Annotated in this window: 19 protein-coding genes; 7 read left to right on the top strand and 12 right to left on the bottom strand. The window is 72.5% G+C overall.

Going from position 1 to position 22,691, the window contains the following annotated elements:
• The first annotated feature begins 18 nt into the window (after positions 1–18).
• Positions 19–192 (top strand): CsbD family protein, encoded by a 174-nt coding sequence (locus IT780_RS29145; RefSeq protein WP_199514998.1) that lies wholly within the window; start codon positions 19–21, stop codon positions 190–192.
• Positions 193–247: 55 nt separating this feature from the next.
• Here the strand turns inward: IT780_RS29145 and IT780_RS29140 are convergent, their stop codons facing one another.
• Positions 248–2,437, bottom strand: coding sequence for an MMPL family transporter (locus tag IT780_RS29140; RefSeq protein ID WP_199514997.1), 2,190 nt, complete (start codon positions 2,435–2,437; stop codon positions 248–250).
• Between the two features lie 143 nt (positions 2,438–2,580).
• Here IT780_RS29140 and IT780_RS29135 point away from each other — a divergent pair, with 143 nt between their 5' ends.
• Positions 2,581–5,997 (top strand): P-loop NTPase fold protein, encoded by a 3,417-nt coding sequence (locus tag IT780_RS29135; protein WP_199514996.1) that lies wholly within the window; start codon positions 2,581–2,583, stop codon positions 5,995–5,997.
• Here IT780_RS29135 and IT780_RS29130 read toward each other — a convergent pair.
• Together IT780_RS29130 and IT780_RS29125 are read right to left on the bottom strand one after the other, a co-directional pair.
• Entirely contained in the window at positions 5,994–6,641 is a 648-nt protein-coding gene (locus tag IT780_RS29130) for a response regulator (protein ID WP_199514995.1), read from the bottom strand. The genes IT780_RS29135 and IT780_RS29130 overlap by 4 nt on opposite strands.
• Positions 6,642–6,670: 29 nt before the next feature.
• Complete coding sequence (locus IT780_RS29125) at positions 6,671–7,978, bottom strand: sensor histidine kinase (protein WP_199514994.1); 1,308 nt, start codon at positions 7,976–7,978, stop codon at positions 6,671–6,673.
• A gap of 118 nt (positions 7,979–8,096) precedes the next feature.
• Between IT780_RS29125 and IT780_RS29120 the strand changes: the two genes are divergently transcribed.
• Positions 8,097–9,215 (top strand): serine hydrolase domain-containing protein, encoded by a 1,119-nt coding sequence (locus IT780_RS29120; RefSeq protein ID WP_307831441.1) that lies wholly within the window; start codon positions 8,097–8,099, stop codon positions 9,213–9,215.
• A 5-nt stretch (positions 9,216–9,220) separates the two neighbouring features.
• Here IT780_RS29120 and IT780_RS29115 read toward each other — a convergent pair whose 3' ends face one another.
• From IT780_RS29115 to IT780_RS29075, 9 genes are all read right to left on the bottom strand, one after another.
• Entirely contained in the window at positions 9,221–9,715 is a 495-nt protein-coding gene (locus IT780_RS29115) for a MarR family winged helix-turn-helix transcriptional regulator (RefSeq protein ID WP_307831439.1), read from the bottom strand.
• A gap of 34 nt (positions 9,716–9,749) precedes the next feature.
• Positions 9,750–10,295, bottom strand: a complete 546-nt coding sequence (locus IT780_RS29110) for a DUF1062 domain-containing protein (protein WP_199514993.1) — start codon at positions 10,293–10,295, stop codon at positions 9,750–9,752.
• Between the two features lie 175 nt (positions 10,296–10,470).
• The gene (locus IT780_RS29105; RefSeq protein WP_199514992.1) at positions 10,471–12,687 is read right to left on the bottom strand and encodes a hypothetical protein; all 2,217 of its coding nucleotides are present in this window, start codon (positions 12,685–12,687) and stop codon (positions 10,471–10,473) included.
• The gene (locus tag IT780_RS29100) at positions 12,684–13,637 is read right to left on the bottom strand and encodes a glycosyltransferase family 2 protein (protein ID WP_199514991.1); all 954 of its coding nucleotides are present in this window, start codon (positions 13,635–13,637) and stop codon (positions 12,684–12,686) included. The genes IT780_RS29105 and IT780_RS29100 overlap by 4 nt, the downstream gene beginning before the upstream one ends.
• Positions 13,634–14,830, bottom strand: coding sequence for an acyl-CoA reductase (locus tag IT780_RS29095; RefSeq protein WP_199514990.1), 1,197 nt, complete (start codon positions 14,828–14,830; stop codon positions 13,634–13,636). Before IT780_RS29095 ends, IT780_RS29100 begins: the two co-directional genes overlap by 4 nt.
• Complete coding sequence (locus IT780_RS29090) at positions 14,827–15,864, bottom strand: LuxE/PaaK family acyltransferase (protein ID WP_199514989.1); 1,038 nt, start codon at positions 15,862–15,864, stop codon at positions 14,827–14,829. The genes IT780_RS29095 and IT780_RS29090 overlap by 4 nt, the downstream gene beginning before the upstream one ends.
• On the bottom strand, positions 15,861–17,192 hold the full coding sequence (locus IT780_RS29085; RefSeq protein ID WP_199514988.1) for an AMP-binding protein: 1,332 nt from the start codon (positions 17,190–17,192) through the stop codon (positions 15,861–15,863). The genes IT780_RS29090 and IT780_RS29085 overlap by 4 nt, the downstream gene beginning before the upstream one ends.
• A complete protein-coding gene (locus IT780_RS29080; RefSeq protein ID WP_199514987.1) occupies positions 17,189–17,926 on the bottom strand; it encodes an SDR family NAD(P)-dependent oxidoreductase in 738 nt (245 codons plus the stop codon). Before IT780_RS29080 ends, IT780_RS29085 begins: the two co-directional genes overlap by 4 nt.
• Positions 17,919–18,161, bottom strand: coding sequence for an acyl carrier protein (locus IT780_RS29075; protein WP_199515053.1), 243 nt, complete (start codon positions 18,159–18,161; stop codon positions 17,919–17,921). Before IT780_RS29075 ends, IT780_RS29080 begins: the two co-directional genes overlap by 8 nt.
• A 196-nt stretch (positions 18,162–18,357) precedes the next feature.
• Here IT780_RS29075 and pseB point away from each other — a divergent pair, with 196 nt between their 5' ends.
• From pseB to IT780_RS29055, 4 genes are read left to right on the top strand one after another with little or no spacing between them, the layout of a single operon-like run.
• Positions 18,358–19,332 (top strand): UDP-N-acetylglucosamine 4,6-dehydratase (inverting), encoded by a 975-nt coding sequence (gene pseB, locus IT780_RS29070; protein WP_199515052.1) that lies wholly within the window; start codon positions 18,358–18,360, stop codon positions 19,330–19,332.
• Positions 19,332–20,456 (top strand): DegT/DnrJ/EryC1/StrS family aminotransferase, encoded by a 1,125-nt coding sequence (locus tag IT780_RS29065; protein ID WP_199514986.1) that lies wholly within the window; start codon positions 19,332–19,334, stop codon positions 20,454–20,456. The genes pseB and IT780_RS29065 overlap by 1 nt, the downstream gene beginning before the upstream one ends.
• Before the next feature lie 4 nt (positions 20,457–20,460).
• Positions 20,461–21,264: a hypothetical protein gene (locus tag IT780_RS29060; protein WP_199514985.1), complete on the top strand. Its 804-nt coding sequence runs from the start codon at positions 20,461–20,463 to the stop codon at positions 21,262–21,264.
• On the top strand, positions 21,261–22,685 hold the full coding sequence (locus tag IT780_RS29055) for a class I SAM-dependent methyltransferase (RefSeq protein WP_199514984.1): 1,425 nt from the start codon (positions 21,261–21,263) through the stop codon (positions 22,683–22,685). Before IT780_RS29060 ends, IT780_RS29055 begins: the two co-directional genes overlap by 4 nt.
• Positions 22,686–22,691 lie beyond the last annotated feature (6 nt).

The raw sequence follows: 22,691 nt of genomic DNA, 5'->3' as shown, positions 1-22,691 counted from the left end.
CTTCCTCTGGAGGTTCGCATGGGCACCGACGACAAGATCGACAACAAGGCCGAGGAGCTCGGCGGCAAGGTCAAGGAAGGCGTCGGCAAGGCGACCGACGACGAGAAGCTCGAGGCCGAGGGCAAGACCGACCAGAGCGCCTCGAAGCTCAAGCAGGCCGGCGAGAACATCAAGGACGCCTTCAAGAGCTGATCGCGTACGGACGACAGGGCGACCGCCGTAGCGGTCGCCCTTCGCCGTTCCCCGGTCACGCCACGGGCGTCAGCTCCCGCTCGTCGCGCGGCTCGGCCGGCACCGCGGGCGGCGGCTCGTGGGCGATCGACGGCAGCCACCCCAGCCAGCACGGCAGCCACCAGTTCCGCTCGCCCAGCAGCGCCATCACCGCCGGCAGCAGCACCGCCCGGATGATCGTGGCGTCCAGCAGCACCGCGGCGGCCAGGCCCACGCCCAGCTCCTTCGTCGAGACCAGCGGCAGCGTGGCGAACAGGGAGAACACCGCCACCATCACCACGGCCGCACTGGTGATCACGCCGGCGGTGCCGCCGATGCCCCGGGCCACCGCCTCCCGCGTCGGCAGGCCACCGTCGTGACCCTCACGGATGCGGCTGAGCACGAACACGTGGTAGTCCATCGACAGCCCGAACAGGATGATGAACAGGAACAGCGGCATCCAGTTGGTGATGCCGCCGCTCGCGGTGAAGTCGAGCTGCGACTCGAAGTGGCCGTACTGGAAGACCCAGACGAGCATCCCGTACGCCGCGGCGACCGACAGCAGGTTCAGCACCACACCCGTGGCCGCCACCACGACCGAGCGGAACGAGACCAGCAGCAGCAGGAACGCCAGCCCGAGCACGAAGCCGAACACCCACGGCATCGAGGCGTTCAGCCGCTCGTTGAAGTCGACATTGCCGGCCGTGTCACCGGTCACCGCCGCCGTCGCGCCCGCCAGCTTCCCGAACGTCTGCGGCACGACGCTCTCCCGCAGCGTCGTCAACGCCGCTTCCGACGTACGGTCGTTGCCCGTGCCGGCCAGGCCCACCGACACCACCGCGACCGTCCCGGCGGGGTTGACCCGCACCTCGACCGGCTCCCGCAGCCGTCCCGTCGCCGCGGCCGCCCGCTTGAACTCGGCCAGCGTGTCCTCGAACGCCGCTCCGCGCACGGTCGGCGCCTGCACGACCACCTCGGCCGGCGAGGCCTCGGCCGGGAAGGCCGCGCTGATCCGGTTGTACGCCTGCACGATCGGCACCTTGGGCGACAGGTCCTCCAGCCCCTCACCCTTCGTCCGCAGGTCCACCATCGGCGCGGCCAGCGTGGCCAGCGCCGCGACGGCGACGACCGCCGACAGGAGGGGCTTGGCCAGGACGATCCGCAGCACGGCGTTCCACACCCGGCCGTCGGTACGCCGCCGGTAGAGCCCCGGGATCCGCACGGCGTCGACCCGGTCACCCAGCGCCGACAGCAGCGCGGGCAGGACCGTCAGCGAGCCCAGCACCGCGGTCGAGACGACGAGGATGGTGCCCACCGCGAAGCTGATGAACGTCGCGTCGTACGTGAAGAACATGCCTGCCATCGCCACGATCACCGTCAGGCCCGACACCCAGATCGAGCGTCCCGAGGTCTGCGCGGCGACGACGAGCGCCCGGTGCGGATCGGCGCCCTTGCGCCGCTCGTCGCGTTCCCGGCGGATGTAGAACAGGCAGTAGTCGACGCCCACCGCCAGGCCGACCAGCAGCATCACGTGCATCGTCGAGTCCGTCGCGGGCGCCAGCCGGCTCGCCCCCGCGAGCAAGCCGATGGCGGCGACGACGGCGGTGACGGCCAGCCCGACCGGCAGCAGCGCCGCGACGACCGCGCCGAAGGCCACCAGCAGGATGCCGAGCGTGATGGGGATGGACAGCAGCGACAGCCGCGTCAGCCCCTCGTCCAGCGCGTCGCCGATGAGCTTGTCGCCGCTCGCGTCGCCCGCCTCGGCGACGTAGAGGCCGGCGTGCCGCGCCTGCACCCCGGCGACGGCGTCCAGCACCGGCTGCACCCGGTCCTTCGCGGTCTCCGGGTCACCCTTGAGCGTGAACGGCACCAGCGTCGACGCGCCGTCCTCGGAGGTGAGCGCATCGGCGACTTCGGCCACCTCCGGCCGCGCCTTCAGCGTTCGCGCGACGTCCGCGACCGCCGCCTTCCGGTCGGCGCCTTGGATGATCACCATTTCGCCGGCCGGGCGTACGGGGAAGCCGGCCTGCTCGACGATCCGGTCCGCCCGGCCGGACTCGCCGTGCCCCATGTCGGCCTCGCCCGCCTCGCGGGTGCCGAGCTGTCCGCTCAGGACGGTGACGCCGACGACGAAGGCGATCCATCCGAGAATCGCCAGAGTGCGGTGGCGCGCACTCCAGACCGCGGCGCGGGCCGCTATTCCACTGACGTTCTCCCTGTTCCTCATGGAATTCGACGCTATGGATCAGGGCGGAGGGAAACGAACCGGCCACCATCCCGGTCGGTGGTGGGGCTAGCACCACCATCGGACCACCTGCTCCAGCGCTCTAAGCTTCCGGTTCCGGCACCCACGGCGTCCAGGGAGTCCCGATGACGATGGCACGCGAGGGAAACAGCCGGCCGGATCCGGCCGGTGTCACCACGCCCGCCGAGTTCCGGGCCGCGCTGCAGGCGCTCATGAGATCCTCCGATCTCTCCCCCACCGGCATCGCCGCGCGTACCCATCGCATCGGAAATCCGATCAGCCGCACCACGATCTACGACCTGCTCAACGGAAGGGGAACGCCACGGCGGAGCACAGTACTGGCCGTCCTGCACGGGTGCGGTCTGTCCGAGGAAGCCGTCCGACCGTGGCTGGCGGCGTACGACCGGGTGCACGTGCCCACGATCGACCGGGATCCCACGGCGGCGGAGTTGTCCCGGCCCCGGCCCGACATGCTCCCTCGATCGAGTGATCTGTTCGTCGGGCGCCTCGAGGAACTCTCGGCCATCCAGGAGGAACTGACCCGGGCCGGTCGTGGCGGTGCCCGCGTCGTCATCGCCGGACCGCCCGGCGTCGGCAAGACCTCGCTGGCCACGGCGGCCGCGAGGCACGTGGCGCCGCACTTCCCGGACGGCGTGCTGTACGCCCGGCTGAGTTCGTCGAAGGAGACAGCGGTCCCTCTGCTCCAGGAGTTTCTCGTTGCCCTGGGCGACGATCCATCGAGTCTTCCCACGGCCGCCGACGACCTGGCCGCCCGATATCAGTCCGCGTTGCGTGACCGGCGCGTTCTGGTGGTGCTCGATGACGCCGACTCGCCGGACCTCGGACCGCTCGTCCCCTCAGCCGGGCACTCGGCAGCCTTGATCACCACCTCGTCGCCGGAGGCGAGCATCTCGGCCGACCCGGCCGCGATGGTCATCGCACTGGAGGGTCTGGATGTCCTCGACGGGCTGCAACTCCTGCGGGCCGCGGCCGGCCCGGACCTCGTGGACAGCGACGAGCCGAGCGCCAGATTGCTCGTGCAGACACTCGACGGTTCCCCACTGGGACTGAGGCTGGTGGCGAGCCACGCCCGTATCCACGGCAGTTCATCGCTCACCGAGGCACTCGACGACCTCTATTCCGAGCAGGGTGAAGGCAGCGCCACCTCGCAATTGCTGCTGGAACGCGTCTACCGCGACCTGCCCGCCGCGCACAAACGGCTGTTCCGTCTGCTCGGCGCCCTACCCACCGCCACGTTCGAGACCGGGCTGGCGGCAGCGCTGGCCGGCGACGAGGCGAGCGGGGTCGAGCGGCCGCTGCGTGCCCTCGCGGAAGCCGCCTTCATCGACACCGCCGGTCCGGACCACTATCGACTCAGCGACCTCGCCGCCCGGTTCGCCGCCGCCAAGCTGCGGTCCGAGGAGACGGAGTCCGAGCAGCGCTCGGCGTTCGAGCGGGCCGTGCGCTGGCTCGCCGTCCGGACCGCCTTCCGGCCGGATATGCCGATCACCCGGGATTTCTGGACCGCCGACGACACGCTCGGGTACGCACCGTACGCCGATGCGATCGCCGCGTTCGTCCGGCACCGGGGAACCCGGCCGCCGCTGACGATCGGGGTCACCGCGCCCTGGGGCGCCGGGAAGACCTCGCTGATGCGAATGGTGCAGGAGCGGCTGGATCCGCGCGCCGACCGGGAGCGGTGGAAGCCGACCTCGCTGCGGCTCAGCGACGACGCTCGGAAGGCCTTGGCACCGCGGCGTGCCCGCGACACCGATCGGCCCGTCACCAATCGGGAGCTCCTGGAGCGCACCACCGAACCGCCGCTCGACACCGACGACGTCGATGCGCGGCGGCTGGACGTGCAACCCCCGCACGCCGAGCGGCTGCCCGATGCCGAGTGGCGGCCCACCGTCTGGTTCAACCCGTGGATGTACCAGAGCGGCGAGCAGATCTGGGCGGGGCTGGCGTACGAGATCATCACCCAGGTCACCGACCGGCTGGCCCCGGCGGATCGGGAACGGTTCTGGCTGGCCCTGAACCTGCGCCGTGTCGACAGGCAGGCGCTGCGCCGGCGCATCTACCGGCAGCTCGTCGAACGGTTCCTGCCCTGGCTGCTGTGGCTCGGGCTCGCCGTCACCCTCGCCGTGGTCGGGCTGCTCGTGGCGGTCGTCTTTCCCCCGATCGCGCAAGCCGTACGCGTCGGCGCAGCCGCCCTCATGTCCGTGGCGGGGACGACTTTCGGGGTCGCCGCCCTCGTCACCGCCATCCGGTTCCTCGGCGCGAAGGCGTCCGCCTCGTTCGCTCCCCTGCTGCGCGTTCCGAATCCCGTCAAGGCCGCCGCGGACCAGTCGGGCAAGGGCGCCAAGGGAACGTACGACGAGCTCTTCCCGGATCCGGCGTACCGGACGCGGCTGGGGTTCCTCCATCTCGTGCAGACCGATATGCGGCGGGTCCTGGACCTGATCGCCACCCAGCAGCGCCCGCTCGTGGTGTTCGTCGACGACCTGGACCGGTGCTCGCCCGGCGCGGTGGTGCAGGTCATCGAGGCGATCAACCTCTTCCTGGCCGGTGAGTTCCCCAACTGCGTCTTCGTCGTCGCGATGGAGCCGGCGGTCGTGGCGGCCCACGTGGAGGCGGTCTACAAGGACCTCGCGGCCCAGCCGCACGCGAGCCGGCCGACGGCATGGTCGACGCTCGGATGGCGATTCCTGGAGAAGATCGTGCAGCTGCCGCTCAGCCTGCCCCCGCCGGGCGGCAACCGGCAGACGACCAGCTACCTGGACTCGCTGCTGGATCAGCCGCGCGCGGGGGCCGTGGCATCCGAAGCGCCTCGGCCGGCCACCGCGGTGCCGCCGGGCCCTCCGAGCGCGCGGCGTGGCCGTTCCTCCTCCGGCGAGACGGACCCGCCGGCCGCGGCCACGACCGCGGCGCCGAACGAGGCCGGCGACAGCGACAGGGCCACCCGGGTGGGCCTGCTCGAGGCCGCGATCCGGCGGCGCTCGCCGACGACCGAGACGCTGGCCACGGTGGCGTTGCAGGCTCAGGCCGAGGTGGTACCCGGATCCGCCGGCGATCTGCTGCCGGAGACGTCGGAGGCGGCCAACCGGGTTCTGGTCGAGCTCTACAGCGACAGCGAGGCCCGTACGGCGATCCTGGCCGGCGTACCCGGGCTGGCGTCGGACAACCCGCGGGAGATCAAGCGTTTCGTCAACCTGTTCCGCTTCTACACCTTCATCGCCCAGCAGCATCAACTGCAGGGGCTGTCCGCGGTCGACGGGGCGCAGATCGCCAAGCTGTGCGTACTCGCGATCCGGTGGCCGCACCTGCTCGGGCTACTCGGCCGGCGCTCGGCGGACGGCACGGTCACCAACCTCGGCCACCTCGAACGTTCGCTGCGGTCCGCCGCCGGCACGACGGACGCCTGGCGGGAAGCGACGCGCGCGATCGGGCTCACGACCGGCGCCGAGAACTGGACGGAGCCGCTCCGGGCTTTTCTCGCTACGGAGCCCGCCATCGGATCGGTCGCCGACCGGATGCTCTAGCCCTGCTGCAGGTACGCGAGGACGGCCAGCACGCGGCGGTGTTGTTCCTCGTCCGGGGGGAGGTCAAGCTTCGTGAAGATGTTGCGGACGTGCTTCTCGACCGCGCCGTCGGTGACCACGATCTTGCGGGCGATGGCGGTGTTGGAGCGGCCCTCCGCCATCAGTGCGAGGACCTCGCGCTCGCGCGGGGTCAGGTTGCGCAGCGGGTCGTCGCGGCGCCGGCGGACCAGGAGCTGGCCGACCACCTCGGGGTCCAGCACCGTCGCGCCGCCGGCGACCCGGCGGAGCGCGTCGAGGAAGTCCGCGACCTCGGCGACGCGGTCCTTCAGCAGGTAGCCGACCGCGCCGAGGCGGTCGGCCAGGAGGTCGTCGGCGTACTCGACCTCGACGTACTGCGAGAGCACGAGGACCGGGCTGCCGGGCACCCGGCTGCGGGCCTCGACGGCGGCGCGCAGGCCCTCGTCGGTGTGGGTGGGCGGCATCCGGACGTCCACGATGGACACGTCCGGCTTGTGCTCGGCGATCGCCTCGACCAGGGCCGGTCCGTCGCCGACCGCCGCGACGACGGTGCAGCCGTTCTCCTCCACCAGCCGGACCAGGCCCTCGCGCAGCAGCACGGCGTCGTCGGCTATCACCACCCGCATGGCGACGAGCCTAGCGGGCAGGGGCGTCCCTACAGGGGCAGGGCGACCGTGAGGGTCGTACCCGTCGCCGCCGTGCTGTCGAGGTTCATCACGCCGCCCGCCGCCTGGACCCGGTCGGCGAGGCCGGCGAGGCCGTGGCCCTTGGCGAGGCTGGCGCCGCCGACGCCGTCGTCGGCCACGCTGATCATCAGCCCGGTGGGCGAGCGGCGCACGCTCACCTGCACCTCGCTGGCGTGGCTGTGCTTGGCGACGTTGGTCAGCGCCTCGGCGACGACGAAGTACGCGGTCGTCTCCACCGCCGGGTCGAGCCGGGACATCGGCTCGGTGTCCAGGTCCACCGGTACGGTCGAGCGCCCGGCCAGCGCGGTCAGCGCCGCCTGCAGGCCCCGGTCCACCAGGATCGGCGGGGCGATGCCGCGCGACAGCGCCCGCAGCTCGTCCAGCGTCTCGCGGGTCTGCGCCAGCGCCTCGGCGACCGTGGCGCGGGCCGCGTCCGGGTCGGTGGCGAACTGCTGCTCGGCGCGGCCCAGGTCCATCGCGAGCCGGACCAGCCGCTGCTGCGGGCCGTCGTGGATGTCGCGTTCGAGCCGGCGCAGCGCGGTCGCCTCGGCGGAGACGGCGGCGGCCTTCTGGGCCTGGGCGGTGTCGCGGGCGGCCTCGGCCTCGGCGACCTGTTCGCGCAGCTCGTTGACGCCGCTGAGCAGGGCGCGGGCGAAGAGCCCCTCGAGCAGCGCCGCCCCGCGGATGACTGGGTAGAGCGTGCCGAGGAAGAAGAATCCGAGGGCCATGTAGAAGACCACCCGGGTGCCCCAGGCGTCGCCCATGCCCAGCAGCTCCGGCAGGTCGGTGTTGTCGTCGCCGCGCGGGATGGACCAGTCCCACAGCGGGAACGTGATGCCGCCCAGCGCGCCGGCCCACCAGGTCACCGCGAAGGAGAAGGCGACGGTGCTGGGGATGAACCGCAGCACCCCGTGCAGCAGGTCGAGCCACGACTGGCCGTCGGCCAGCGGGGTCAGCGTCCGCCGGACGAAGGACGCGCCCTGGCCGGCCCGCTTGTAGTACGGGTGCGGCAGCCGCCGGCCGATGACCGGGGCGATCCGGGCCCGCTCCACGGTCGCGAAGCCCCGGGCCAGCATGATCGTGGCGACCAGCAGCGGGACGCCGACCCAGATCACGGCGGTGCCGATGCCCACCGCGAACCCGGTCACGAAGAGCACGACGGTGACCAGGCCCAGCGGGAAGCCGAGCAGGATGAACTGGGTGTCGAGAGCGAGCTGCCGCAGGAGCCGCAGGCCGGGCGCCTGGCGCTCCGGTACGGGCAGGATGCTGGTGGTCATGCCGTCGACGCTAGTCACCGCGGGCCCGTCCTCCGATCCCGCTGACCCGCCGACCGGCAGTAGGGTTAACCCGACCATCCGGCCGCCACGGGCCGGGCAGGTGCGCGATGCTGGGCTCGTGAGGGCTGAGCTCGTGAGGGAATGGACCGGCCTGCGCCGCGAGGTGCAGCGGCGGATCGACGGGCTCGTCGGTGCCGGGCGCGAGATCGGCGTCCAGGTCGCGGCGTACCTCGACGGGCGGCCGATCGTGAGCGCGGTGTCCGGGCTCGCCGACGAGGCGACCGGCGCCCCGGTCACCCCGGACACGCCGTTCCCGAGCTACTCGATCGGCAAGGGCCTGACCAGCACCGTGGTGCACGTGCTGGCCGAGCGCGGGGTGCTCGGCTACGACCTGCGGATCGCCGACGTGTGGCCGGAGTACGCCCGGCACGGCAAGCAGGACACCACGCTGCGGCACGTCCTGACGCACGCCGCGGGGGTGCCGCAGATGCCGCCGTACGCGACCGCCGCCGATCTGCTCGACTGGGACGAGATGTGCAGGGCCGTCGCCGGGTCCGCGCCGCTGTGGGAGCCCGGTACGCGGCACGGCCTGCACGAGTGGACGTACGGCTGGCTGATCGGCGAGGTGGTACGCCGCACCGCGCACAAGCCGATCGCCTGGGTGCTCGCCGAGGAGGTGGCCCGCCCGCTGCGCGCCGACCGTGAGCTGTTCTTCGGCGTACCCCCGGAGCAGGTGAACCGGGTCGCCCGGCTGAAGGACCGCAACTGGTCGGCGATGCTCCACACGCTGAGCGAGCACCTGGAGAACTTCGACACGGTCGCACCCCCGGGCGTACGCCCCGACGCCACGCTGGCGAACCGCCGGGACGTCCTGCGCGCCGACATCCCCGCGATCGCGACGGTGAGCGCCCGCGCGGTCGCCCGCATGTACGCGGCCCTCATGGGCGAGGTCGACGGCGTACGGCTGATCTCCGCCGAGCGGCTGAAGCTGATCACGACGACGCGGACCGACGGCCCGGACTGGGCGGTCGGCGGCGACCTGCCCAAGACCCTCGGGTACGTGGCCCAGCCCGGCTGCGACCGCATCGGCTGGAGCGGCGACGGGGGTGGCCTGTCCGGCTGCTATCCGGACGTCGGCCTCGCGGTGGCCGTGACGAAGAACTACCTGTCCGCGGGCGACGGCGACCCCCTCGAGGACATCGCGGCGACGATCCACGCAGCGGTCGCCGAGCGCTGACGGAATCAGGCCTTCCGGCGGCGGGAGGCTGCGGACCGGGGCGGCGCGGCCCGCATCCGGTCGCGGACGCGGCCCAGGATCCGGGTGATCGCGCTGATGTCGGCGCGGCTCAGCGACGACATCAGCAGGCGCTGGACCACCTCGATGTGGCCCGGCATCACGTCGGCCAGGCGGGCCCGGCCGGCCGGGGTCAGCGTCACGACGATGCTGCGCTCGTCGTCCTCGGCCGGCACCCGGGTGACCAGCCCCTCCTTCTCCAGCTGGGCGGCCTGGTAGGTGAGGCCGCTGCGGCTGTAGACCAGCCCGTCGGCCAGGTCGGTCATCCGCAGGTGCCCGGCCGGCGAGTCGGCCAGCCGGGCCAGGATGGAGAACTGCGGGCCGGTGAGCCCGCCGTCGGCCCGGAGCTGCTGCTCGACGGCGTGCTCCAGCATGCTGCCCACTTCCTTGAGCGCGAAGTAGGCGGCGAGCTGTTCGGCGTCCAGGGGCGCGGCATCCGTCACCCGCCCATTCTACGTACTTCGAATTCGAAGCTCCTCAGCGCTTGAGGGTGAAGGTGAAGTCGCCGGTGAGCTTGCCGCTCAACCGGACGGCGGAGACGAGCTTCCCCGCCCGGATCAGCCGCTCGACCTCGGCCCGGGGCAGGCCCAGGCCTTCGGCGATCAGCCGTACCGGCCGGACCGGGATCCGGGCCGCGAAGCGGACCGACACGTCGATCACCTCACGGTCCGGGTGGCCCGGTCCGGTGTCGAGCCGCCAGGCATCGTCCCAGTCGAGGGCGATGCGGTTGCGGCGCTGCACGACCGGGTCCCGAAGCAGCTCGGCGGCCAGGCCGGGGTCGTTGTGGTGCAGGCGGTCCAGCAGCCCGGGCGGCACGGACCGTACGTTCGTCCGCTCGAAGACCGTCAGCTTGGCGGTCTCCCCGCACCCGGTGCAGAGCACCAGGAGCCAGGCGTCGAGCAGCTTGTGGTTGGCGTTGACCCGGAACTTGCCGTTCGCCCGGAAGCGCTCGGACGCGCACGCGTGGCAACGGCGGATGACCAGGGGCAGGCAGGTGGGTACGACCACCCAGTTCTCGGACATGGGGGTACACCGTTTTCAGTGAGAAGTCCGCAGCAAAAGGAAGCGCGGCGCACCTGGGCGACGCGCGACGAATCAGCGCTCGGGAGGTCTCACAGGGTGTACAACGGCACGCCTTCGACTGGACGACTCGGCCGAGCAGGACGCTAACCGCGGACGGCGGCGTCGCTCCACCGATTTACCGCAGCTCGTAGACCGTCACGGGGCCCGAGGCGAGGCGGAGCTCCGCCAGCCGGGCGAGGCGGGGTGAGACCTCGGTCGCGCGGCTGTCGGCGAGGAGCCAGCGGACGCCGTACGCGTCGTGCAATGTCCGTACGTCCACCGGGTCGGCGGTGGCGAAGACCCGCTCGTTCAGCTCGAACAGCACCGGGTCCGGCGGCGGCTGGAGGACGTACTTGAGGCCGTCGACGCCGTTGGCCGCCACCGCCGCGTCGGAGTACGCCCAGCTCTCCACCAGCGTGCGGCGCCCGCCCAGCCCGGCGACCCAGAACGCGCGGGCGTCGCACGGCTTGGCGCGGTTCATCGGCGTGCAGTGCACGTTCGTGGCGACCACGTCGTCGGCGCCGGCGTGCTCGTCCAGCCACAGCGCGGCGGCCATCTCCTCCGCGGTGAGCAGGCGGGACGTCGGCGGTTGCGGCCAGTCCGGCCCGTACGCGTCCCGCCGGACCACACCGCCGGAGCTCACCGCGGCCGCTGCGAGGCTCGCACCGAGCACTGCCGCGCTGAGGGCCGCGATTGCCGGCCGGATCCGGCGGCGCAGCACCAACGACAGCACCGCCCCCGCGACCACGAACCCGAGGGCGCGCAGCACCGGCAGCTCCAGCGGCCAGGTCCAGTCGCGCCACCAGAAGGTCAGCTCCGGCGGGTGCACGTGGGGCGCCCAGATCTGCCAGGCGGCACCGGCCATCAGGCCCGCGGCCGGCACCCACCAGCGGCGAGCCTGGTCGGCGAGCAGCCAGGTGGTGAGCACGACGCCGAACGGGGCCGCGCCGAGGAAGAAGTACAGCTGGCTGGCCGACGGATGCCAGAGCAGCCACGCGGCCGCGGTGCCCGCCACGGTCATCCCGCCGAGCAGCCACGCCGCGGGATCGCGCCGCAGCCCGCGCGCCCCCAGCCCGGCGATGCCCAGCAGGCGGGGCGCCTGCATGAGCAGCCACCACCCCGCGACCCAGGCGACGAACCAGCGCGCGCCGGTGTCCAGGCCGCGGACGCCCGGGGGCAGGAAGCCGTTGGGGGCGACGCCGTCCCACTGGCCGAGGCTGTCGGCGTACGGCTCGATCCAGCGCAGCAGGCTCAGCGGCTGGACGCCGAGGGTGCCCGCTCCCCCACCGGCGAACAGCCGCATGCCGCCGAGCATCGCCGCCGCCACGAGCGCCGTGAACGCCCCGGTCCGCAGGATCCGCCGGGGAGCGGCGAGGCCCGCGACGAGGAGCCCCGCCACCAGGGGCGGGAGCGCGCTGGCCTTCGATCCCGCGCACGCCAATGCGAGCGGGGGCACGAGGAACCACGCCGGGCCCAGGCGGTGGCCGCGCACCAGGTCGGCCGCGATCGCGACGAGCAGGGCGAGCAGCGGCACCACGTACGTCTGCGACGGGCTGTTGAAGGCCAGCGCCGAACCGCCGTACGCCTCGACCGGCCCGCCGAGGGTGAGCGGAACGCCGACCGTGGCGACGGCTCCGGCGAGCGGTCCCGCCCACCACCTGCCGGTCAGCTCGCGGGTCAGCGCGGCGACAACCAGCAGCCCGGTCACCCCGATCGGCACCACCCACAGGCGCAGCAGGACGGTCGCGGGGGCGATGCCGGTGACCATGCTCGCGGAAGCCATGTCGGCGTCGGACAGGTAGTGGTAGCGCAGCGTCTCGCCGGCCAACTGCGGCACCTGGAACGGCATCGAGCGGGTCATCTCGTGCACCAGCGCCAGGTGGTACATGAGATCCGGGTAGTAGACGGTGTCCGCCGGCGGCAGCGGCACCGACGTCCAGGAAGCCCAGGCCCAGAGCAGCACCAGCAGCACACCGCCGCAGGCCATCCAGTGCCAGCGTGCCGGAAGCGGCCGCGGCTCGGCGATCCGCCAGTGCCGCCGCAGCGCGGGTACGGCGAGGAACACGCCGATCACGAGCAGCGGCCAGAATCCCAGCCCCGCCTGCGTGCCGGTGGCCGCGGCGAGTGCCCAGCCCGCCAGCTGGACCAGCAGCCCGGTCGCCGCACCCAGAGCCAGGTCCTCGGGCAGGTTGCCCCGGCTGCCGCGGATCGCCCGGTGCACGAGCATGCCGGGTACGACCACCCCGGCGGTCAGGTACGCCGCGTAGATCCCGACGTCGCCCGGGGGTGTACCGGTCCGGAGCAGCGCGAAGACGGTCGCGGCCGCCACCGCGGCCCACGGGACGATCGTCACCGCGCCGCGGCCGCCGCCGGCTCCGCGGCCGAGTCGAACTCGACGTGGAAGGTGGGCCGGTTCTGCACGGTCCGGTAGATGCGGGCGACGTACTCGCCGAGCAGGCCGAGGCAGATCAGCTGCACCGCCGACAGCAGGAGGACAGCCAGGAAGAGCGAGGTCCAGCCGGGGATGACCGTGCCGTTGGCCCACACCACGACGCCGAAGACCATCAGGCCGAGGCAGCTGACGAAGGCGAGCGCGCCGAGCCAGGTGGCGATCCGCAGCGGCGCCGCCGAGAAGTCCGCCGCGCTGTTCCAGGCCAGCGCGACCATCCTGCGCAGCGGGTACTTGGTCTCGCCCGCAACGCGCCGCTCGCGGACGTACGGCACGGCGGCCGAGGAGAAGCCGAGCGACGGTACGAGCAGCCGGTACACGGGCGTGCGTTCGGGCAGCACCTTGAGGACCTCGACCACCTCTCGGCTGAGCAGCCGGAAGTCGCCGGCCTGCGCGGGCACCTCCGCACCGACGAGCCGCCGCATCAGCCGGTAGTACGCGCCGGCGGTGTGCCGCTTGAACGCCGTGTCGGTGCTGCGGTCGGAGCGCACGCCGTACACGACGTCGACGCCGCGGTCCCGGGCGACGCGCAGCATCTCCGCGATGGCCTCCGGCGGGTCTTGCAGGTCGGCGTCGATGCTCACCACCCAGTCGCCGCGGGAGCGCTGCAGCCCGGCGGTGAGCGCGGCCTGGTGCCCGCTGTTGCGGCGCAGCTTGACGAGGCGCAGCTCCGGCCACGTACGCCCGTGCTCGAAGAGCAGCGCGGCGGTGCGGTCGGCGCTCCCGTCGTCGACGGCGACCACCTCGTACGCGATCCCCAGCCCGTCGAGCACCGGCCGGAGCCGCTCGACGAGCGCGGGGATCACCGCCTCCTCGTTGTACATCGGCACGACGACCGACAGGAGGGTACTCACGTCTCGAGGGTGGTGAGCCGGGTGAACTCGTGCGGCAGGTCGTAGCCGTCCCAGATCGCGCTGAACGTGAGCGCCGCCCCGAACGGCACGATCCGGTCGACGCCGCGCCCGCCCAGCGCACCCGCGAAGGCGCGCAGCTCGGCGGGCTCGAACCCGAAGTGGCTGAACGTCTGGTCCTGCCGGTTCATCGCCGGTACGAGGTCCGCCAGCGCGGCGACCTGGGCGAACGGGAAGGCTCCCGCCCCGATCCAGCGCCGCGGCGCCACGTCGGGGCCGGTCAGCGACACCGCGGTCACCGCGTTGCCGGGGAACGCCAGCGTGGTGGCCGCGCCGCTCGCCGCGAGCCCGTACGCGTTGACGCGCTTCTCCACTGCCATCGCCGCATCGACGCCCCAGCCGCGCTCCACGACCACCTCACCCAGCAGGGACAGGAACTCCTCCTGTACCTGGCGGGCGCCCTGCGGGTCGGCGCCGACGAGGAAGACCGTGCGCGGCGAGGAGCAGGCTGCCTGGTCGAACCAGTACGCGTCGTTGGAGAACCCGACCACCGCGCGCCGGCGGGCGTCCGGGTCGGCCGCGAGCCAGCCCGGAACGGAGAGCGCGGCCCACGACGTACGGTCGGGGAACGTCAGGTCGCGGGCGGAGGGGCGCAGCGGATGCTTGCGGATCGCCTCGACCGCGCTGTCCCCGCCCCAGATCACGCGCAGGTCGCACCATGCGCTGAGGGCGGCGGTGAGCGCGTCGTCCCGGCCGTACGTGACCATGCGCTGGGTCCGGCCGATCACCGGGTCGGCGTCGGCCAGCGTCGCGTTCAGCGTCTCCAGCACGGTTTCCGCGGCACCCGCCGACCGCGACGAGATGCGGACGACGTTGTGGTTGCCCGCCAGCGCGGACAACGCCCACGAGTACACGAAGATCGTGTCCACATTGGCCGGCGGCACGTGGAAGACGTTGCCGCGCGGGAAGACGTACGTGTCGTCGCTGCGCCGCATCCGCCCAGCGACCCGGCTCAGCTCGGCCGGCCGCAGGAAGAAGCCCAGCGAGCCCAGCTCGGGGTGGCGGCGGGCGACGGCCGGCGCGAGCAGCTTGCGGGCGAAGCGCGACAGGAAGTCCACGACCCGCGGATCGCCGACGGCCAACCGGTCCGCCGAAGGCGCGGCCAGCTCCCCCGGCTCGCCGAAACGGAACCTCATGAGACCTCCCGGTAGGTGTCGGAGCAACCGCGGGCCTCGGCGCGCGGGAGACGGCCGAGGACGGAGAAACGCTTGCCCGGCCAGTCGCCGTCGTCGACCCCGTCGAGCACGCCGAGGTCCTCGGTGAGCAGCACGTGCCCGGGGTACGAGGTCGGCAGCGTGCTCACCACCTCGATCAGCCCCGGCTCCCCCACCGGCTGCTCGGCCCACGTCTGCGGGTTGCGGATGATGACGTCGGCGAAGTCGGGGCAGTACAGCGAGCCGCCGGACGGCCCTTCGAGGAAGATGGTGCCGATCTGCTCGACCATGCCGTAGAAGTTGTGCATCCGGCTCAGCCCGGTGTCCTCGCGCAGCCGCCGGCGGAACTCGACCGGCGACACCGCCCGGTCCACCAGCTTCTTCCAGCCGCCCGAGTGGATCAGGATGCCGTTGCTCAGGTCGAGGCCGTGCTCGCTGGCGACCTCGTACAGGTGCAGCCAGACCAGGTAGGTGAAGCCGAAGATGAGGAACGGCTCGCCGCCGTGCTTCTCCAGGAACCCCTTCAGCGCGGGCAGGTCCGGGTTGCCGTCGACGTCGAGCGCCCAGGCGTGGTCGCGGCCGAACGTGGCCATGCCGAGCACCCCGGCGCCGCGGGCGCTGAACGAGCGGCGGTCCTTCAGGATGCCGCGCGAGTCGGCGAGGATCATCGGGAGCCGTCGGGCGCCCAGCACCGTCTGCAGGGTCGCGCCGAGCTGGCGGGTCTGCGTGGCGGCGGCCGCCTTGTCGAGGTAGATGCGGCTGACGTCGCCCGTGGTGCCGCTCGACGTCAGGACCTTGAAGACCTCGTCGTCGGGGACGCTCTTCAGGGTCAGCGTCTTGAAGAGGCGTACGGGCAGCCACGGCAGGTCCGCCACGGTCGCGGCCGACGTGAACCCGGAGGCCGAGAGGATGCGGTCGTACTCGGCGCAGCGTGCGCGGTGGTGCTCGGTGAGCTCGGAGAGCTCCTTGTGCAGCAACGTCTCCCGCTCCCGCTGCGCCAGCGTGAACACACTCATCGAAGCGCCTCCAGTGATCGATAGTCGACCTTGCCCGTGGGCAGGAGCGGGAGCGCGTCTATGCCGCGGACGTCGAGCCCGGAGAAGTGGGTGCCGAGGAAGGTCGCCAGCTCGCCGCGGACCGAGCGGGCCAGGTCGTGGTCGGCACCCTCCACGAACACGTGCAGTTTGTCCTCGCCGGCCACCGCGGCGACCGCGCCGTGCGGGGCCAGGGTCCGCTCGACGTCGTCGAGGTTGACCCGCACGCCGAACACCTTGCCGATGCGCTTGAGCCGGCCGGTGAGGAACAGGAACCCCTCGTCGTCCAGGTGGCCCAGGTCGCCGGTGCGCAGGACGCCGCGGAGGTCGTCGCCCCGGGCCAGGTCAGCGGCGCTCTCGGCGTACCCCATCATGACGTTCGGCCCGGAGAAGACCACCTCACCGTCCACGATGGACAGCCTCCCGCCCGGGATCGGGACGCCGGCGGAGCCGAGCTTGTCGGCGATCCGGTCGGGCGGGAGCACGCTCATCCGAGCGGTCGCCTCGGTCTGGCCGTACATGACGAAGAGCCGGCCGTCGACGGCCGCCATGCGCTGCGCGAAGTCCTCGACCAACGCCGGCCGCAGCCGCCCGCCCGCCTGGGTGAGCGTCCGCAGGCTGGGGTGCGCGGCCGGGTCGAAGCGCAGCCGGCGCAGCATCTCGTACTGGTACGGCACAGCCGCCAGCGACGTGACACCGTGGTCGCCGACGGCCGACCAGAAGTCGCGCTGGAGGATGCCGCCACGCTCGAGCACCACCGTGGCACCGCGCAGCACATGGCTGTTGAGCACCGACAACCCGTACGTGTAGAAGAGCGGCAGCGTCGTCGGCGCGACGTCGTCCGGGGTGATGCCGAGGCTGTCACCGATCGCGGCGGCGTTGGCGAACACGGCCGTACGCGAGAGCCGCACCAGCTTCGGGTTACCGGTCGACCCGCTGGTGGTGAGCAGCAGCGCCAGCTCCGGGTGCGGTTCGACGGCCGGGCTCCGGCGCACCCAGCTGTCCCCGTCGGCCCGGTACCCCTCCGGCGGCGCGGTACGCACGCCGGTGACCTGTACGGGTTCGAAGCGACCCACGAGTCCACGAAGGACGGTGTCGTCGAGGTCGGGATCCAGCAAAGCGATCGGACGGCCGGCGGCGAGCGCGCCGAGATACCGCGCGACGGCACCCAGCTCGGTCGGCGTGAGCGCGAAGACGACGCCGGGCGGCAGCTGCGCCAACGCGGCCGCGGCGGCGTCGACGTCCTCCGGGCGCAGGGTCTCGCCGGTGACCGCGTCGACGACGCGGGCGCCGGGATGGAGCAGGTTCACAGCGTGAGCCCTCCGTCGACCCCGAGCACCTGCCCGGTCACGAACCGGGACTGCTCGGAGAGCAGGAACGCCACCACGTCGGCGACCTCGTCGGCCTCGCCGAGCCGGCCGAGCGCGGTGTCCGCGATGCGCTTCGCGCGGCCCTCGTCGTCGAGGGTGTCCAGCATGTCGGTGGCGATGAAGCCGGGGGCCACCGCGTTCACCCGGATGCCGCGCGGGCCCAGCTCCTTCGCCGCGGAACGGGCCAGGCCGCTGACCGCGGCCTTCGAGGCCGCGTACACCGCCTGACCGGCGATCCCGGTGGTCCCGGTGATCGAGGAGACGAGCACCACCGCGGGGTTGCGGCCACGGCCGAGCAGCCGTACGGCGCCCTGCAACGTGTACGCGGCCCCGACCGCGTTGACGGCGAACAGCCGCTGCACAGTCGCGTCGTCGGTCATGCCGAGCACCCCGGCCGCGTGCGTGCCCGCGTTGACGACGAGAGCGTCGATGCGGCGGAAGTTCTCGAACGCCACCCGCATCAGGACGCGGCTGGTCTCCGGGTCGGCGATGTCGCCGTGCGCCGGGACCGCCCGCACGCCGTACTTGTCGGCGAGCTGCCCCGCGGCCTCCTCGATGACGTCGGCGCGGTAGCCGTGCACGACCAGGTCGTGACCCTGCTCGGCCAGCCGCTGGGCGACCGCCCGGCCGATGCCGCGGGACGCGCCGGTGACGAGCGCAACCCGATCAGGCATCGAAGTCCACTCCGTATTTACCGAGAATTCGCACGGCCTCGCCGAACGAGGACATATTGATGACGTCATCGGTGTCGATCATCACCGAGAATTCATCTTCGATGGCCGCGACGAGCGACATGTGGGCCAGCGAGTCCCATTTGTCATTGTCCTGGTAGTGCAGATCGTCCACGGGTGCGTCCGGCGCCAGGTCCAGCGACGTCCGGAAGGCTTCACGCAGTCTCTGCAGCTCGATCACGGTGTTACTCCAAGGGCTCCACGGGCGAAGGAAACCACCTTGCATCAGCGGTCGCGACGCGGCGACAAAGCGGAGTTGAACTGAGAATGAATTGCGACTGTCCTTTTTTCCGGCCTCTGGAATCGTCGCCCGGCGTGGTTATGCTTTCGCCGTTCATTGCCCGTGCCCACCCCCTCCGGAGCAATTCATGAGTGTGTTGAGTGGATCGTCGATCCTGGTCACCGGTGCCACCGGGTCGTTCGGAAAGGCCTTCCTGGGCCACGCACTGGCGAACCTGGACCCGCAGCGGATCGTCGTCTTCAGCCGCGACGAGCTGAAGCAGTACGAGCTCCGCCAGATGTTCGGCGACGACCCCCGGCTGCGCTTCTTCATCGGCGACATCCGCGACAAGGACCGGCTGGACCGGGCCATGCACGGCGTCGACCACGTCGTCCACGCGGCCGCCCTCAAGCAGGTCGACACCGCCGAGTACAACCCGTCGGAGTTCATCGCGACGAACATCAACGGCTCGCAGAACGTCGTCGACGCCGCCATCAACGCCGGCGTGCAGCGGGTCGTGGCCCTCTCCACCGACAAGGCGTCCAGCCCGATCAACCTGTACGGCGCCACCAAGCTCGTCGCCGACAAGCTGTTCATCGCGGGCAACCACTACGCGGCGACGCACCCGACCCGGTTCTCGGTCGTGCGCTACGGCAACGTGATGGGCAGCCGCGGCTCGGTCGTGCCGTTCTTCCGCAAGCTCAACGCCGAGGGCAAGAGCCTGCCGATCACCGACAAGCGGATGACCCGCTTCTGGATCACCCTCGACCAGGCGGTGAAGTTCGTCGTCGACTCGTTCGACGTGATGCAGGGCGGCGAGTTGTTCGTGCCGCGCATCCCGAGCATGCGCATCCTCGACCTGGTCGAGGCCGTCGCGCCGGACGCGCCCACGCACGAGACCGGCATCCGCCCCGGCGAGAAGCTGCACGAGGAGATGATCGCCGCCGACGACAGCCGCCGGACACTGCGCTTCCCGGACCGCTACGTGGTGCAGCCGGTCGTGGCCAGCTGGGGCTACAAGACGCCCGAGGGCGGCGAGCCGGTCGCCGACGGCTTCAACTACCGCTCGGACAACAACGACCTGTGGCTGGAGGTCGACGAGATGCGCGACCTCATCAAGGAGAAGTGATGCTGCCGTACGGACGGCAGAACGTCACCGACGCCGACGTCGAAGCGGTCACCGCGGCCCTGCGCAGCGACTGGCTGACCACCGGCCCGGGCGTCGACACCTTCGAGCAGGACCTGGCCCGGGTCGCCGGGGCGCCCTGCGCCGCCGTCAGCAACGGGACGGCGGCGCTGCACACGGCGTACGCGGCCGCCGGGATCGGGCGCGGCGACGAGGTCGTCACCACGCCGATGACCTTCTACGCCACCGCGGGCACGGCCTCGATGCTCGGCGCGACCGTGGTCTTCGCCGACGTCGAGGAGGACACGGCCAACCTGGACCCGTTCGCGGTGCAGGCGGCGGTCACCTCCCGGACCCGGGCGATCGCGGCGGTCGACTACGCCGGGCACCCCGCCGAATACGACGACCTGCGCAAGGTCGCCGACAGCGCGGACGCCGTGCTCATCGCCGACGCCGCGCACGCCATCGGGAGCACGTACCGGGGAAGGCCGGTCGGCTCGCTCGCCGACCTGACGACGTTCTCGTTCTTCCCCACCAAGAACCTGACGACCGGTGAGGGCGGCGCGGTCGCCTCCCCCGACCCTTCGCTGCTCCACCGGGCCCGGGTGTTCCGGACCGTCGGGCTGGTCCGGGACCGCGCGGTCATGCGTCACCCCGATGAGGGCGGCTGGCACCAGGAAGTCCACGAGTTCGGCCTCAACTACCGGCTGCCCGATGTGCTGTGCGCGCTGGGCAGCTCGCAGCTGCGCCGATTGGCCGCCTTCAAGACGCGCAGGCAGGAGCTGAGCGCGCGCTACGACGAGCTGCTCGCCGGCGTGCCGGGACTGCGGCTCCCGACGACTCGGGACCACGTCGACCCGATGCGGCATCTCTATCCCGTACGCGTCCTCGACGGCCGTCGGCGCGAGGTGTTCGACCGGCTGCGCGCCGGGGGCATCGGGGTACAGGTCAACTACGTGCCGGCGTACTGGCACCCGGTCTACGAGGACCTCGGATACCAGCGGGGCATGTGCCCCAACGCCGAGGCCTTCTACGCCGAGGAGCTGTCGCTGCCGCTCTTCTACGACCTCACCGACGCCGACCAGGACCGGGTGGTCGAGGCGCTGCGCACCATCCTGGAGAGCTGAGCCCGTGCACCACGCGAACCACTTCTACGGCCACGCGCACGTGATGGCCGCGTACTGCGGGCTCGACGGGGAACCGCCCCGGATCGCCGGGTACCTGCAGCACGGCTGGAACGTGGTGGACGGGCTCGGCGCGGGCACGCCGTACGTGTCGGGCCGGCCCATCTTCGTGTGGTCCGAACAGACCCGGCGGAGGGCGTGGTCGATGGGCCGCCGGTACGCGACGGTGGTCGGCGCGCCCTTCCTCTACCTGCTGCGGATGGAGGGCCCCGGCGACGGCGGCCCGCGCGAGGGCACGATCTGGTACCCGTTCCACGGCTGGGAGGGCCAGCACATCGCCGGCGACCACCAGCGGCTCATCGACGAGATCCTGGAGACCGAGGACGGCCCGGTGACGTTCTGCCTCTACTGGCACGAGTACCGCGACGAGCGGGTCCGCCGCCGGTACGAGCGCGCCGGCCGGGTGATCTGCCACGGCTACCGCGGCTTCCGCTGGCGCGACACCGACCCCGAATTCCTCCGGAGTCAGCTCACCGAGCTGCGCCGGCACCGCCGGGTCGCGTCCAACCGGCTGAGCAGCGCGGTGCTGTACGGCGCCGCCGTCGGCTGCGAGCCCGCGGTCTACGGCGACCCCATGCACCTGGCCGGCGAGGTCCGGGCGACCGCCGAACGTATCCGCCGCCAGTGGCCCGAGCTGCACGGCGTCTCTCCCGACCCCTCCTCCGCCGCCGAATCAGCCCTGGCCGAGCTGGGCAACGACGTTCTCGCCTCCCCCGCGGAGGTCCGCGCCATGTTCGGGTGGGACTCATGAGCCTGCGCCACATCGGTGGGGAGATGGCCGGCTGGTCGGACGCCGCGCCCGCCGGCGGACCCTCGTACGCCCACCTGCTCGACACCCTGCACCCGCTGGTCCCCGAGGGCGCCCGCGTCCTGGTGGCCGGCCCGCACGAGCCCGGGCTGATCACGGCGCTGCCGCCGGACGCCGAGGTGACGTGCCTGGTCCGCGGCGAGTCCGACGCCGCCGCCATGAGTACCCGCGCCCTCGCAGTCCTCTGTGGATCGCTGTCGAAGCTCACCGACGCCGATCACTACGACGTCGTCATCGCCCTCGACGGCGTGGAACGGCTCTGCTCGGTCGAAGGTCCGCAGTACGACTGGGCCGAGGCGCTGCAGGCCCTGCGCCGCGCGCTGCGACCGGGCGGCGCGTTGCTGCTGGCCGTACAGAACGAGCTGGGCGTGCACCGGCTGGTCGACCGCACCGCGGTGACCTTCGCGCACACCGACGCCGACTGGCGCCCGGTCGGCGAGTACGGCACCAAGCCCGGCAGCCCGGCCCGCCTGCGGCAGCACCTCGCCGCGGACGGCCTCAGCGTTGCCTGGCTCGGCACCGCCTGGCCGCTGCCGTCGGCACCCACCCTGATCGTGGACGAGCCGGCCCTGAGGGACGGGCCGGCGGGTGCACTCGCCGCAGCCGCCTCCGCCGCGATCGGTACGGCGTACGCGAGCCGTCCGGTGCTCAGCGACCCGCGCCGCCTCGCCGCGGCGGCGATCCGCGGCGGGATCGGACCCGAGCTCGCGCCGTCCTGGGTGGTGCTCGCGTTCCGCGGCCCGGCCGGCCGGGTCACGATGCCGGACGCGGTGCTGGGCGGCGGGCCGATGCCGGCGGTCCCGCCGGGGCGGCTCCTCGAGGAGCTGCTGATCGGCGCGTGCCTGCGCCACGACCTGCCCGCGCTGCGGCGCCTGCTGTCCGCCTGGGTCACCCGGCAGCCCGCCGCCACCGCGGACAACGTGCTGGTCGACGGCGACACCGTCACCGTGTTCGACCCGGCGCGGCCCGCCGTGGAACCCGCCGCCGCCATCCGCCGCTTCGCCGAGACGCTGCTCGCCGGCGGCTACGACCAGCCCTGGCCGGCCGCGCGCGACACCGCGGCGCTGACGGCCGTCCTGCTCGCGGCGGCAGGCCTCTCCCCGGTCATGGATCCACCGGGGCTCCCCGCCCCCGCGCCCGACTCGCTGCGGGAGCACGAGGAACGTGTACGCCGCCTGGAGGAGCAGCTGGCCGACGCGGACGAGCGGATCCGGTACGCCGAGTCCGAGCTCGTCCGGCGCGACGGCGAGCTGCGCCGGGCCCAGCTTCAGATCGACCTGTTCAGCGGCAACGTCGGATACCGCATCACCAAGCTCGGCGCGCGAGCCGCCCGCGCCGTCCGCCGGAACCTCAAGAAGCGATAGGACCGA

Source organism: Nucisporomicrobium flavum, from assembly GCF_016464385.1.
Classification (GTDB): Bacteria; Actinomycetota; Actinomycetes; order Mycobacteriales; family Micromonosporaceae; genus Actinoplanes; species Actinoplanes flavus_A.
Note: the sequence above shows the minus strand (reverse complement) of the source record. Positions and strands in the feature narration are given on the sequence as shown.

What these genes read in the sequence shown, in the direction of transcription:
- IT780_RS29135 (WP_199514996.1), top strand. Translation starts at nt 2,581, where the DNA reads ATGACGATGGCACGCGAGGGAAACAGCCGGCCGGATCCGGCCGGTGTC.
- IT780_RS29065 (WP_199514986.1), top strand. Translation starts at nt 19,332, where the DNA reads ATGCTGCCGTACGGACGGCAGAACGTCACCGACGCCGACGTCGAAGCG.
- IT780_RS29145 (WP_199514998.1), top strand. Translation starts at nt 19, where the DNA reads ATGGGCACCGACGACAAGATCGACAACAAGGCCGAGGAGCTCGGCGGC.
- IT780_RS29125 (WP_199514994.1), bottom strand. Translation starts at nt 7,978, where the DNA reads ATGACCACCAGCATCCTGCCCGTACCGGAGCGCCAGGCGCCCGGCCTG.
- IT780_RS29110 (WP_199514993.1), bottom strand. Translation starts at nt 10,295, where the DNA reads ATGTCCGAGAACTGGGTGGTCGTACCCACCTGCCTGCCCCTGGTCATC.
- IT780_RS29090 (WP_199514989.1), bottom strand. Translation starts at nt 15,864, where the DNA reads ATGAGTGTGTTCACGCTGGCGCAGCGGGAGCGGGAGACGTTGCTGCAC.
- IT780_RS29095 (WP_199514990.1), bottom strand. Translation starts at nt 14,830, where the DNA reads ATGAGGTTCCGTTTCGGCGAGCCGGGGGAGCTGGCCGCGCCTTCGGCG.
- IT780_RS29055 (WP_199514984.1), top strand. Translation starts at nt 21,261, where the DNA reads ATGAGCCTGCGCCACATCGGTGGGGAGATGGCCGGCTGGTCGGACGCC.
- IT780_RS29080 (WP_199514987.1), bottom strand. Translation starts at nt 17,926, where the DNA reads ATGCCTGATCGGGTTGCGCTCGTCACCGGCGCGTCCCGCGGCATCGGC.
- IT780_RS29140 (WP_199514997.1), bottom strand. Translation starts at nt 2,437, where the DNA reads ATGAGGAACAGGGAGAACGTCAGTGGAATAGCGGCCCGCGCCGCGGTC.
- IT780_RS29130 (WP_199514995.1), bottom strand. Translation starts at nt 6,641, where the DNA reads ATGCGGGTGGTGATAGCCGACGACGCCGTGCTGCTGCGCGAGGGCCTG.